Origin of the sequence: Methylocystis sp. H62 (assembly GCF_015709515.1) — a bacterium.
GTDB lineage: Bacteria > Pseudomonadota > Alphaproteobacteria > Rhizobiales > Beijerinckiaceae > Methylocystis.
In genome coordinates, this window is the sequence record NZ_JADNQZ010000058.1 from 419,699 (window position 1) to 432,353 (window position 12,655).

Annotated in this window: 12 protein-coding genes; 9 read left to right on the forward strand and 3 right to left on the reverse strand. The window is 64.9% G+C overall.

The features are described from left to right. The first annotated feature begins 121 nt into the window (after window positions 1-121). The 3 genes from ftsZ to IYY11_RS18675 all read left to right on the forward strand — a co-directional run bounded on the left by ftsZ (window position 122) and on the right by IYY11_RS18675 (window position 3,940). Window positions 122-1,768, forward strand: coding sequence for a cell division protein FtsZ (gene ftsZ, locus IYY11_RS18665; RefSeq protein WP_196405233.1), 1,647 nt, complete (start codon window positions 122-124; stop codon window positions 1,766-1,768). 177 nt (window positions 1,769-1,945) lie between these two features. Continuing rightward, the gene (gene lpxC / locus IYY11_RS18670) at window positions 1,946-2,875 is read left to right on the forward strand and encodes a UDP-3-O-acyl-N-acetylglucosamine deacetylase (protein WP_196405234.1); all 930 of its coding nucleotides are present in this window, start codon (window positions 1,946-1,948) and stop codon (window positions 2,873-2,875) included. A gap of 165 nt (window positions 2,876-3,040) precedes the next feature. After that, entirely contained in the window at window positions 3,041-3,940 is a 900-nt protein-coding gene (locus tag IYY11_RS18675; protein ID WP_196405235.1) for an outer membrane protein assembly factor BamD, read from the forward strand. Here IYY11_RS18675 and IYY11_RS18680 read toward each other — a convergent pair. After that, window positions 3,884-4,819, reverse strand: coding sequence for an alpha/beta hydrolase (locus IYY11_RS18680; protein ID WP_196405236.1), 936 nt, complete (start codon window positions 4,817-4,819; stop codon window positions 3,884-3,886). The two genes, IYY11_RS18675 and IYY11_RS18680, sit on opposite strands and share 57 nt — an antisense overlap. A 112-nt stretch (window positions 4,820-4,931) precedes the next feature. Here IYY11_RS18680 and recN point away from each other — a divergent pair, with 112 nt between their 5' ends. The 3 genes from recN to IYY11_RS18695 all read left to right on the forward strand — a co-directional run bounded on the left by recN (window position 4,932) and on the right by IYY11_RS18695 (window position 8,791). Beyond that, window positions 4,932-6,611, forward strand: coding sequence for a DNA repair protein RecN (gene recN / locus IYY11_RS18685; protein ID WP_196405237.1), 1,680 nt, complete (start codon window positions 4,932-4,934; stop codon window positions 6,609-6,611). Window positions 6,612-6,785: 174 nt separating this feature from the next. After that, on the forward strand, window positions 6,786-8,483 hold the full coding sequence (locus IYY11_RS18690; RefSeq protein ID WP_196405238.1) for an FAD-dependent oxidoreductase: 1,698 nt from the start codon (window positions 6,786-6,788) through the stop codon (window positions 8,481-8,483). Next, a complete protein-coding gene (locus tag IYY11_RS18695) occupies window positions 8,483-8,791 on the forward strand; it encodes a UBP-type zinc finger domain-containing protein (protein WP_196405239.1) in 309 nt (102 codons plus the stop codon). Before IYY11_RS18690 ends, IYY11_RS18695 begins: the two co-directional genes overlap by 1 nt. A 204-nt stretch (window positions 8,792-8,995) precedes the next feature. Here the strand turns inward: IYY11_RS18695 and IYY11_RS18700 are convergent, their stop codons facing one another. Beyond that, on the reverse strand, window positions 8,996-9,283 hold the full coding sequence (locus IYY11_RS18700) for a type II toxin-antitoxin system RelE/ParE family toxin (RefSeq protein ID WP_196405240.1): 288 nt from the start codon (window positions 9,281-9,283) through the stop codon (window positions 8,996-8,998). After that, entirely contained in the window at window positions 9,280-9,576 is a 297-nt protein-coding gene (locus IYY11_RS18705) for a CopG family ribbon-helix-helix protein (protein WP_196405241.1), read from the reverse strand. The genes IYY11_RS18700 and IYY11_RS18705 overlap by 4 nt, the downstream gene beginning before the upstream one ends. Window positions 9,577-9,690: 114 nt before the next feature. Between IYY11_RS18705 and IYY11_RS18710 the strand changes: the two genes are divergently transcribed. The 3 genes from IYY11_RS18710 to IYY11_RS18720 are packed head-to-tail and all read left to right on the forward strand — an operon-like array spanning window position 9,691 to window position 12,618. Beyond that, window positions 9,691-10,569 carry a chorismate mutase gene (locus tag IYY11_RS18710; protein ID WP_196405242.1) on the forward strand — a complete coding sequence of 293 codons (879 nt, stop codon included), beginning with the start codon at window positions 9,691-9,693 and terminating at the stop codon, window positions 10,567-10,569. A 2-nt stretch (window positions 10,570-10,571) separates the two neighbouring features. Then, window positions 10,572-11,702: a histidinol-phosphate transaminase gene (hisC, locus tag IYY11_RS18715; protein ID WP_196405243.1), complete on the forward strand. Its 1,131-nt coding sequence runs from the start codon at window positions 10,572-10,574 to the stop codon at window positions 11,700-11,702. Continuing rightward, the gene (locus tag IYY11_RS18720; RefSeq protein WP_196405244.1) at window positions 11,695-12,618 is read left to right on the forward strand and encodes a prephenate/arogenate dehydrogenase family protein; all 924 of its coding nucleotides are present in this window, start codon (window positions 11,695-11,697) and stop codon (window positions 12,616-12,618) included. Before hisC ends, IYY11_RS18720 begins: the two co-directional genes overlap by 8 nt. Window positions 12,619-12,655 lie beyond the last annotated feature (37 nt).

A 12,655-nucleotide genomic window follows, 5' to 3' on the forward strand; every position in this document is an offset into this window, starting at 1 on the left:
CCGGCGCGCCCTTCGACGCGCCGGGGGTGATTGCCAAGGACGACGCGTTCGGCGACCGGGCGTCCAAGGGCGAAGGACAACGGGCGCCGAGTTGTGAACGCATTGGTGAGAGGCCTGGCAGATGACGATCAACCTTAAAGCTCCCGAACTCAGGGAATTGAAGCCCCGCATCATGGTTTGCGGCGTCGGCGGCGGTGGCTGCAACGCCGTCAACAATATGATCACCTCTGGTCTGTCGGGCGTCGATTTCCTTGTCGCCAATACTGACGCCCAGGCGCTCGCGTCGTCGCAGGCCGAGCGAATCATCCAAATGGGCCTGCAGGTGACCGAAGGGCTGGGCGCTGGCGCTCAGCCGGAAGTCGGCCGGGCCGCCGCGGAAGAAGCGCGCGAAGAAATTCGCGAGCATCTCTCCGGCGCGCATATGTGCTTCGTCACCGCCGGCATGGGCGGCGGCACCGGCACGGGCGCCGCGCCGGTGATCGCGCAGATCGCGCGCGAAATGGGCATTCTCACCGTCGGCGTCGTGACGAAGCCGTTCCATTTCGAAGGCCAGCGTCGCCTGCGCATCGCCGAATCGGGCATCTCCGAACTGCAAAAATGCGTCGATACGCTGATCGTCATCCCGAATCAGAATCTCTTCCGCATCGCCACGGAGAAGACGACCTTCGCCGACGCCTTCGCCATGGCCGACCAGGTTCTCTATTCGGGAGTCGCGTCGGTTACGGATTTGATGGTCAAGGAAGGCCTCATCAACCTCGATTTTGCTGACGTCCGTTCGATCATGCGCGGCATGGGCAAGGCGATGATGGGCACCGGCGAAGCCACGGGTGAAAATCGCGCCAATCTTGCCGCGGAAGCCGCGATCGCCAATCCGCTGCTTGACGAAGTGTCGATGAAGGGCGCGCGCGGCCTGCTGATCTCGATCACCGGCGGCCACGATCTGACGCTCTACGAAGTCGACGAGGCGGCGAGCCGTATTCGCCAGGAGGTCGACGAGGACGCCAACATCATTCTGGGCGCGACATTCGATTCCTCGCTTGAAGGCGTGGTGCGCGTCTCCGTCGTCGCGACGGGCATCGACCTGACCGCGATCACGGCCGATGATCCGACGAGCGAATCGCGTCTCGCCGAGGCCGCCGAGCGCCTGCGCGCCCAGTTGCAGCAGGCGCGCGCCCAGCAGGCGCCGGCCGTCGAGGCCGCGCCGGTTCTGCGTCATCGCGAAGAGCCACACGCTGCCGCGGGCTATTATTCTGAGCAGGCGCCGCCGCATGGCATTTACCTCGAGCCGGCGCCGCCGCGTCTCGCCTATGGCGAGCCGAGGTACGAAGCCGAGCGTCACGAAGCGCCGGCGGTCGCCTATGTGCCTCCGGCGCCCGAGCAGCCGCGTGCGCCGCGCATGCCACAGATCGAGGATTTTCCCCAGCCCATCCAGGAACAGCTACGTCAGCAGATGGGCGCTGGCGACCCTCGTCGCAAATCGATTTTCGAGCGCCTCGCCTCCTTCGGGGCGAGCCGTCAGGAAGATTCGATGCATGGCTCGATGCATGGCGGACCCGCGGCGCCGGCCCCGCGCCCGCAAATGGCTCCCACAGGCCAGCCTTCGGCGACACACGCCGAATATGGCAAGCGACCGGCCGCTCCGGCGCCGGTCGGCGCCGGCGGACATGCTGCGCTCGATCCGCACGGTCGTCGCGCCTTGCAGCCGCGCCCGTCCGAGGAGGATCATCTGGAGATCCCGGCCTTCCTGCGTCGCCAGGCCAACCACTGAAGACATTCTCGACAACCGGAAAAGGCCCGCCTCGCGCGGGCCTTTTCATTTTGGCCGCCGGGTCTTGTAACAAACTGTAAGAAAGCGTGACTGGAGCGTCGGCGCCCGGATTTGCTATCGTTCGTCCGGGCTTTAGGGGAGGGTTGCGCCATTCTTTCGGATTCACGCCGACCTGCGTTGCGCGCGCGCCGCGCTGCGCGTCCCGGGAGCGCGGCCGCGCCAGCGGTTCAGCAGACACTCGCACGAAGCTTCACGTTAACCGGCCAGGGCGTGCATGGCGGTCGTCCCGCCAGCATCACGCTCGCGCCGGCCGGCGCTGACGTTGGGATCGTTTTCAGCGTCGCCGGAGCCGATATCGAAGCGCATTGGTCGCGCGTCGACGCATCGACATTGCGCACACAGCTCGCCGGCGACGGCGCAAGCGTGTCGACGGTCGAGCATGTGATGGCCGCGCTTGCGGCGCTTCGCGTCGACAATGCGCTGGTTTTGCTCGAAGGCGACGAGGTTCCAGCGATGGACGGCTCGGCGCGAGACTTCGTCTTAGCGATCGACGAGGCCGGCGTCGTGGCGCTTACTGCGCCTCGGCGCGTGTTGCGCGTCGTCAATCCGGCGCGCGTATCCGACGGGGCCGGCTGGGCGGAACTGCGGCCGGCAGAATCCGGCCTCCATCTGGATGTGGAAATAGCCTTTCCCAGTCCAGTCGGCCGCCAACGCCTGGCGCTTGATCTGACGCCCGAGACGTTCCGGCGCGAACTGGCCGGCGCTCGCAGTTTCGGATTCCTGCGCGACGCCGAGCGGCTGTGGCGTGAAGGTCTGGCGCTCGGCGCCAATCTCGACAATACGCTCGTCTTTGACGCGCGCGCCGCGATCAATCCGCAGGGGGAGCGTTTCGCCGACGAAAGCGTACGTCACAAGATGCTCGACGTCGTGGGCGATCTGGCGCTGGCCGGGGCGCCGATCATAGGCGCCTTCCGCTCCTATCGCGGCGGCCATAGCCTCAACCTCGCGCTCCTCGAAGCTGCGGCGCGCGCGGGCGCCCTGGCGCTCGAATTCGACGGCGGGCATAACGAAGGCGTGAGTGCGACAGGCCGAAGCCTGTCGCCATAATCTCGCCAGATGGAAGGTTCTTCTTTCAGCCGACCGCAAAGGCGGGATCGGTGCGCCGTCCGCCGTCAGGGCAGGGCAAGGGCGTCCAGCAACGATTTGGCTTTATTGAGCTTAGAGGGCGCCGGGACCGCGCGAGCGTCGCGCAGCGCCGCAATGGGGCAACACATGTCGGTTTTCGATCGTTCAATCAAAGTGTTGGCTTTGGCGTCGGCCTTGTCGATCGGCGCGGCGCCGGCGCGCGCCGACCTCATGGACTCGATCACCAGCGGTTTCGGTCTCTTTGGCAGCGGCGGGACGAAATATCAGACCGAGGTCACGCCCGACATTCCGGCCGAGGATCTCTATAACGCCGGTCTGGCGCGGCTGAAGGCCAAGGATTACGAGGGAGCAGCCAAGAAATTTGGCGAATTGGAAAAGCAATATCCGTCATCGGACTGGTCCCGCAAAGGGCTGCTGATGACGACCTTCGCTCAGTACGAGCACCCCAAATATGACGACGCCGTGCAGTCGGCGATGCGCTACATCGGACTTTATCCGAACTCCGCCGATACGCCCTATGTCTACTATCTCGCGGGCATGTCCTTCTATAATCAGGTGCCGGACGTCATGCGCGATCAGCAGTCGGCTGAGAAGGCGCTGGAGGTTTTCACGCAGCTCGTACAGAAATTTCCGAAGTCGGAATATGTGAACGACGCCAAATACAAAATGCAGGTGACGCGAGACCAGCTCGCCGCCAAGGAGATGAACGTCGGGCGCTTCTATCTGCTTCGCAAGAATTCCCCCGCCGCGATCAACCGATTCCATGACGTTCTCGGCAAATATCAGATGACGCGCCATACCGAAGAGGCGCTCTATCGCCTCACCGAAGCCTATCTCGCGATGGGCGTCACCAATGAAGCGCAGACCGCCGCCGCCATCCTGGGACATAATTACCCGGATTCGCAGTGGTATAAGGACGCCCACGCGCTGCTGCAAAGCGACGGTCTCGAGCCGCACGAATACACAGATTCATGGCTCTCGAAGATCGGAAAGTCGCTCCACGCGAATCTGGCCGTCCTCCAATAGTCGCGCCTGGATGAATGCGCCGGCATGCGCGAGCGCGCGCCGGCCCTCCTCAAGCCTTGCATTCCATAAGTGCCACGCATGGATCATGCGCGGCCAGATCTCCAGCGTGACCGAGACGTCGGCGGCGCCGGCCGCAGCGGCGAGTCGCGTCGAATCGGCGAGCAGCGTTTCGTTTGAACCCACCTGAATCATGAGGGGCGGCAAGTCGCGGAGGTCGCCAAAAAGCGGCGAGACGCGCGGATCACGGCGATCGACTCCCGCCGGGACGTATGCCTGCGCGAGGTCCTCGAGATAGGCCTTATGCAGCAGCGGGTCGGCGTCGTCTTTCGTCGCCAGCGTTTCGCCGGAGAGGGTGAGATCGGTCCAAGGCGAAACGAGCCAGGCGCAGGCGGGGAGCGGCTCCTGGAGATCACGCAGCCGCATCAGCAAGGCAAGCGTCAGGCCGGCGCCGGCGCTGTCGCCGCCGACCGCGATCTGGCGCGCGGCAAATCCCTGTTCCCGAAGAAATCGCCAAGCCGCGAGCGCGTCGTCATAGGCGGCGGGAAACGGATGCTCGGGCGCCAGTCTGAACGCGACGGCGAGCGTGCGAGCGCCCGCGGCGCGTCCGGCTTCAGTGGCCATGCGGCGGTGGCTGACGATCGAACCGGAGCAGTAGCCGCCGCCATGGAAGAACAGCAGCGCGCGCGAGGGGTCGCTCGTTGGCGCGCAAGACCATTCGGCGGCGATGCCGTCGATCGACGCCGGCTCCAACGAGATATCCGGCGCGACCGGCCAAACGGCGCCGACTTCCTCGATGCGGGCGCGCCGCGCCGGCCAGCCGACGGGTCGCGGTTTTGCGCTCAGCAGGGCGCGAATGTCGTCGATGCCAAGATCGGCCATAAAATCTCCGTTTGGAAAAGGGCGCTGGCGACTATAATCGAGGGCCGTCCGCGCGTCGCCGGCGCGCGGCTTCCGGCGCATGTGCGCGCCCAGGGCATTTGAGCAACGCCTCATGCTGGTCCGTCTTTCCATTCGCGACATCGTGCTGATCGACGCGCTCGACCTGGAATTCGCGCCGGGTCTGACGACGCTCACGGGCGAGACCGGCGCGGGAAAATCGATTCTGCTCGACGCCTTCGGGTTGGCGCTCGGGGGGCGGGGCGACGCGTCGCTCGTGCGCGCCGGCTGCGAACAGGGCCAGGTGACGGCGGCGTTCGATACGCCGGCCAATCATCCCGCTCATCTCGCGGCGCGCGAATTCGGATTGGCGAGCGAGGACGAGCTGGTGTTGCGCCGCGTGCAGGCGGCGGACGGCCGCACCCGCGCCTTTGTGAATGACCAGCCGGCGACGGCGCAGGCGCTGCGCGCGATTGGCCGCGAACTCGTCGAGATTCATTGTCAGCATGACGAACGCGCGCTGGTCGATCCGAATGCGCATCGCGCGCTCGTCGACGCGCATGGCGGCCTTATAGCGCAGGCCAATGACGTGCGCGCGCGCTATGGCGCGTGGCAGGCGGCGCGCCGCGCGCTTGTTGAAGAAGAAGCGCGCATCGCCAAGGCGCGCGCCGACGCAGAATACCTACGCCATGCGCACGCCGAGCTTTCGGAGCTGGCGCCGCAGGCGGGCGAGGAAGAGACGCTCGCCGAACGGCGGCTCTTCATGCAGCGCGCCGAAAAGGTCGCGTCGGACATATCCGATGCGCTTTCGGCGTTTTCGAATGACGGGTCGCCGGCGCGCGAAATCGCTCAGGCGGCGCGGCGGCTGGAGCGGCGTCTGACGCAGGCGCCGCAACTGCTGGATGCGCCGGCGCGCGCCTTGACGCAGGCTGTCGACGCCTTGGGTTTCGCCGAGGAAGCGCTCGAGCGCGCGCTCACTGAGACGAAATTCGATCCGGCGGAATTGGAGCGGGTCGAGGAGCGGCTGTTCGCGCTGCGCGGCGCCGCGCGCAAGCATCAGGTCGCGGTCGCCGACCTTGCGAAGCTTGAAGAAAAATTCGCCAATGACATCGCCGCGCTCGACGCCTCCGAAGCGCGGCTCGTCGCGCTGGGGCGCGCGCTTGCAGACGCCAAGCAGTCCTATGACGAGACGGCCTTGGCCCTGTCCGCGGCGCGCCGCGCAGCGGCGAAGACACTCGATGCGCTGGTTGACGCCGAGTTGAAGCCGTTGCGGTTGGAGGGCGCGCATTTCTCGACGCAGGTGACGAGCGACCCGGAGTCCGCCGGGCCGGAAGGAATCGACCGCGTCGAATTCTGGGTGCAGACCAATCCGGGCTCGCGCCCCGGTCCGCTGACCAAGGTCGCGTCGGGCGGCGAACTCGCGCGCTTCATGCTGGCGCTGAAGGTCGTTCTCGCGGACCGCGGCTCGGCGCCGACGCTGGTTTTCGACGAAATCGACACGGGCGTCGGCGGCGCCGTGGCCGACGCCATCGGTCAGCGGCTGGCGCGTCTCGCCAAACGCGCCCAGGTGCTCGCCGTCACTCACGCGCCGCAGGTCGCCGCGCGCGCCGGCCAGCATCTGCGCATCAGCAAGGGCGCGCCGGCGAAGACCGGGAAGGACAAGCGGGTCGCGACCAGCGTCGCCGTGCTGGCCGAAGGCGAGCGGCGCGAGGAGATCGCCCGCATGCTGTCAGGCGCCGCGATCACCGAGGAGGCGCGCGCCGCGGCCGCGCGGTTGCTGGAAGGGGCGGGGTAGACGGCTATTCAATGGAAACATGCTCCGCTTAAGCCGCCCTCTGGACGCTTGTGGCGTATGGAACAAGGAAGCCTGCCGCGTGTTTCTCGAAGTAAGGCGTGTCTGCGTTTGCCAAGCGCACTTCTTCGGATCTAGATGTCCGCGTCGGCAGACAGCGCCCATCCAGGAAAGGCGATGTCTCAATCCGCCGAATCAGTTCTTGCCGCCAGGCGAGACCAGATGTTTCCCGTCTTGACGCAGGCCGACATCGACCGCCTGCGCCACTTGGGCGAGGAGCGGAGCTTTCAAGCCGGGGAACACATTCTAAAAGCTGGCGAGGTTGCTCCCGGGTTGATCGTGATCCTTTCAGGCATAGTGGAGGTCACCCAGGGTTGCGGGCCCGACCAGCGCGAAACGATTGTGACACATCACGCCGGGCAGTTCGTCGGAGAGCTGGCGCAGCTCTCCGCGAGTCCGGCGCTCGTAGACGCTGAAGCCTTGGAGCCGGTTAAAGCCCTCGTCATTAGATCGGACCGACTGCGCGACCTGTTCATGCAGGAGGCCGAGCTAGGCGAGCGCATCATGCGGGCTTTGATCCTGCGGCGCGTGGGCTTGCTCGAAAGTGGTGCGAGCGGACCGATCATAGTTGGACGCGCCAATAACGCCGACGTTTTGCGTTTGGATGTCTTCCTCGCGCGAAACGGACAACCACATCGCGTGCTCGATCCTGAAAGCGACTCTTGCGCTAGGACCTTGATCGAGCGTTTTGCTGTGGACGAGCATCATTTGCCGATCGTCCTTTGTCCGAATGGCAAGTTGCTGCTTAACCCTGGCGAGCACGAACTTGCTCGGTGCATCGGCCTCGTCCGCCCGATCGACCCGGCGAAAACCTATGACGTGGCGATCGTGGGCGGTGGGCCGGCGGGATTGGCGGCCGCCGTGTATGCCGCCTCCGAGGGCCTGGAAGTCATCGTTCTTGATCGCCGCGCCTTTGGCGGACAGGCGGGCGCTTCTGCTCGTATCGAAAACTACCTAGGATTTCCAACCGGGATTTCCGGAATGGCGCTAATGGCGCGCGCCTTCAATCAGGCGCAGAAGTTTGGGGTGGAAATGGCGATACCAGATGAAGCCCGGCAATTGGGTCAGCATACGGCGGGAGACGGAAAGAGGTATTTTTTGGCTGTTGGCGATGACGAGACCTTGCACGCTCGTGCTGTTGTGTTGGCGAGCGGCGCGCGTTATCGCCGCCTCGATTTGCCAAATTTGGCGTTATTTGAAGGATCGTCCGTGCATTATTGGGCCTCGCCGATAGAGGCCAAGCTGTGCCGCGGCCAGGAAGTGGCGCTCGTCGGGGCCGGCAACTCCGCAGGGCAAGCTGCGGTATTTCTCGCCGCCCATGCAAAGAAGGTGTGGCTGCTGGCTCGGCGCGGAAGTCTCGACGAGACCATGTCTCATTATCTTGTGAAGCGCATCACGGCTCAACCAAATATTGAAGTAGTGACCCTCGCGGAAGTTACGGGGCTGGAAGGAACTGAAGGCAATCTCGAGACGGTGCGATGGCGTGACCGCGCGAGCAATCAAGAAACGGCACGCGCCATAAGTCATTTGTTTCTTTTTATCGGCGCGGATCCAAATACCGACTGGCTCGCGCAATGCGATATAGCTCTGGATGAAAAAGGGTTCGTGCGCACTGGCGATGACAGTGGCGAAAAGCGTCACGCCCTGGAAACGAGCCGCGCTGGCGTGTTCGCCATCGGCGACGTGCGCGCGGGATCTGTCAAGCGGGTCGCCGCCGCCGTCGGGGAAGGTGCCCAGGTGGTTGCTGCACTCCACGCTTATCTCGCCCGAAGCGGCGGCGCCGCCGAAGTGGTCGCTTCAACCACGAGGTCCTGATGTCCGAGGAATGTCCGCACGTCGCCGGCATCCGTGACGTAACGCCAAGCGCGCTCGGGTGCGAGGAATGCCTGAAGATCGGTTCGGCGTGGGTGCATCTTCGGCTTTGCCGGATCTGCGGTCATGTTGGCTGCTGCGACAGCTCGCCTCATCGGCACGCCACTAAACACTTTCACAAGACTCGCCATCCTATCATCGAAGGCTACGATCCGCCGGAAGGATGGGGCTGGTGCTATGTCGATCGGATCGTTCTGGATCTCGGCCACCGGACTACGCCGCATAATGGACCAATTCCGCGCTACTACTGAAGCGGATTGGGGCGTCGACATCGGCGCTTAAAAATCGGCTTTGCTTTGGTGACAAAGGCAGCCGCAGGATTTTTCTTCACCAGTTGGAATGTCCGCTTTGGGTCAAATCGAGCCATTCATCATCCGCTCAACGGGGCGACTGCTGCGGGTCGCGAGCCGAAATTCAAGCTGATAACCTACCGCCTTTTGGAAGGCGGGTTGACCTCACAACGACTCCGGCCAGCGACGCGCGCCATGATAGATGCGCAACATCTGAAGCGCGTTGTCCTTGACGCGATAAGGAACGCTGTAGGGCGTCTTGTCGATGACGAATTCGCGCGTTCCAGGCACGCGGCCGGGGCGGCCGATATGCGGATTCTCCGCAAGAGTCGTCTCGACCCTTTCGAGAAGGTGAAGGGCGACGCGTCGCGCAGCCGCGGGATTGTCCCGCGAAATGTATGCGCGTAGGGCGGCAAGATCGTCGATCGCCTCGGGCGACCAGATGATCTTCACGGGCGGCGGGTTTCGTCAGGCGTCTCCCAGCTCTCGATCCAATGGCGCACGTCTTCATGTTCGACGCCGCCGCCGCGATCGAGAGAGCCCAGGGCTTGGCGAATTCCAGCGACTTGCCACTCGTTGGCGTCGAGATATTCGGCGATGGCCTCGGCCGTGATAAAGGAGCGGCTGCGGCCCGTGCTCGCCGCGAGGCTGGCGAGCCGCTTCTTGATCTCGGGACCGACCCTCACGGTGAAGGTCTCGGATGTTTCGCGCTTTGTGCGCTTGATCTTTGCCGCCGGTGATTGCATGTACACAGCATAACACACGGCCTGTCGGCGACAATCGTCGTTCAGCGATATCCGGGAGGACGGCGGGTCGCCTTTCGTTGCCTCCTGTCCCGCGCTGGCCTAAGAGAGTGCGCCATGCAGAATGCGCCTTTGCTCATGCCCGCCGCGGACACGCTTGCCGAATTGCGCGACGAGATCGACCGGATCGATCGCGACATGCATCGGCTGCTGATGGAGCGCGGCGAGATCATCGACCGGCTGATCGCCGTGAAGCGCGCGCAGGGCGTCGGTTGCGCCTTTCGACCCGATCGCGAGGCGCAGATGATGCGCGCGCTGGTCGAGCGTCATCAGGGGCTCCTGCCGCTCGACGCCGTCGAAGGCGTTTGGCGCGTCATCGTCTCGACCTTCACCTATGTTCAGGCGAATTATTCGGTGCATGCCGATGATTCCGGCGGCGACGCGCAGATGCGCGATTCGGCGCGCTTCCACTTCGGGTTCACCGTTCCCTATGTCGCGCATCACGGCGCCGGCGCGGTGATCGACGCGGTCGCCGCCTCGACCGGTGATCTGGGGATCTTGCGCGCGACGGGCGGGCTGTCGGATGGCGCCTGGTGGATGCGCCTCGTTGGCGAAGACGCCCCCAAGATCATCGCGCGTCTGCCTTTCGTCGAGCGGCCCAATCATCCCGCGGGTCTGCCGATGTTCGTCGTCGCGCGGCTTCCGGCCGACGCGATGGCGCAAGGCGTGACGCTTTACGCGGTCGGCCTCGCGCGCTGGACGCATGCGCTGCCCGGGGCCTTCCAGACGCTCAACGGCGAGATCCTCGCGAGCGCCCCCCATCCGGAAGGGCTCGCGCTGCTTGTCGCGGCCGCCGGCGACGCTGACGCCCAGTCCTTCGCCAAAGCGTTGGCCGAAGCGGGGGTGGAGGGCGCGCGCGTCGACGTGATCGGCAGCCATGCGATGCGCTTCCAGCTTAACGATGCGCGCAGCGGCGTCTTCGCGCCAGGCGATTGATCATGACCAAGCCCACCCCCCGTTCAACCGTTCTCGCGATCGACGCTTACGTGCCCGGCAGGAGCGCCGCGCCGGGCGCCGCGCGCGTGTTCAAATTGTCGGCCAATGAGACGCCGCTCGGGCCTTCTCCGCGCGCGGTGGAGGCCCTGCGCAACATGGCCGGCGAGATCGCGCTGTATCCGGAAGGCTCCTCGCGCGCCCTGCGCGAGGCGATCGGCGCGCGTTACGCGCTCGACCCAGACCGGATCATCGCCGGCGCCGGCTCGGACAATCTTCTGGAGCTACTTGCGCTCGCCTACATCGGGCCCGGCGACGAGGGCGTTTACAGCCAGCATGGGTTCCTTGAGTACAAGATCGTCACGCTCGCCGCGGGGGGAACGCCGGTCGTCGCTCCCGAGACGAACTACACCGCGGAAGTTGACGCGCTGCTTGCCTGTGTGAGCGAGAGAACGAAGATCGTTTTTCTCGCCAATCCGAACAATCCGACCGGCACGTTTTTGCCCGCGAATGACGTCTCGCGGCTGGCGCGTTCGCTGCCCGCGCATGTGCTGCTCGTGCTCGACTCCGCCTATGCCGAATATGTCCTGCGCGAGGATTACGAGGCGGGCGTCGCGCTGGTCGATGCGCATGAAAATGTCGTGATGACCCGCACCTTCTCGAAAATCTACGGCCTTGCGGGCCTGCGCGTTGGCTGGGCCTACGGACCCGCGCATGTGATCGACGCGCTGAACCGAATCCGCTCGCCCTTCAATGTTTCGAGCGCGGGTTCGGCAGCGGCGATCGCCGCGCTCTCGGATCGCGCGCATCTCGACGCAGCGATCGCGCATAATGACCGCTGGCTGCCGTGGCTCTCGCGAGAAATTTCCGCGCTCGGCCTCGACGTTCTGCCGAGCGTCGCCAATTTCGTCGCCATACGTTTCCCCGACGCGCCGGGATTGACCGCCCTCGACGCCGACCGCTTCCTCATGTCGCGCGGCTTAGTGCTGCGCGCCATCGGCGCCTATGGCATGGGGGAATTCCTGCGGCTCACCGTCGGCGCGCAGGAGGCGAATGAACGCGTCGTCGAAGCGCTTGCTGAATTCATGCAGAGCGCCCGCGTGCGGCAAGACGCGCAAGCAGGCGTTCATGGCTGATCCTGTATGTGAACGCCTGGCGTTGATCGGCGTCGGACTTATCGGCTCGTCGATCGCGCGCGCGGCGCGCGAGTTCGGCGTAGCGCGGCATGTCGCCGTGATGGATTCGTCGCCGCAGGTCGTCGGCCGCGCCAGCGAACTCTGCCTCGCGGACATTGCGACACAAGATTATGCACAGGCGGTTGGTGGAGCCGATCTCGTCATCGTGTGCACGCCTGTCGGCGCGTGCGGCGACGTCGCACGAAGCCTCGCGCCGCATCTGGAAAAAGGCGCCGTTCTTTCCGACGTCGGCTCGGTGAAAGGCGCCGTCGTCGCGCAGATGACGCCGCATCTTAGCGAGCCTTCGCGCTTCATTCCCGCCCATCCGATCGCCGGCACGGAGTTCTCCGGGCCGGACGCAGGATTCGCCACGCTGTTTCAAAATCGTTGGTGCATTCTCACGCCGCCCGAGAACGCCGGCGCCGCAGCGGTGGAAAAGCTCAGGACATTCTGGATGCGTCTGGGCGCCAATGTCGAGACGATGAGCGTCGCGCATCACGACGCCGTGCTCGCGCTCACGAGCCATCTGCCGCATCTCATCGCTTATAATATCGTCGGCACGGCGGATGACTTCGGCGATGAGACTCGCTCCGAGGTCATCAAATTCTCAGCGTCCGGCTTTCGCGATTTCACGCGCATCGCCGCGTCGGATCCCATCATGTGGCGCGACATTTTCCTCGCCAATAAGGACTCGGTGCTCGAGATGCTCGGACGCTTCAATGAAGATCTCAGCGTGCTGCAGCGGATGATCCGGCGGGGCGACGGGGAGGGGCTGCTGGAGTTTTTCTCGCGCACCCGCGACATCCGCCGCTCGATCATCGAGCAGGGTCAGGACACGGCTGCGCCGGATTTTGGTCGGCGCGTTGAAGGGCGGTGAAGCCCGTCTCTCTAAGGCCCGACCGACGCGGGGATCA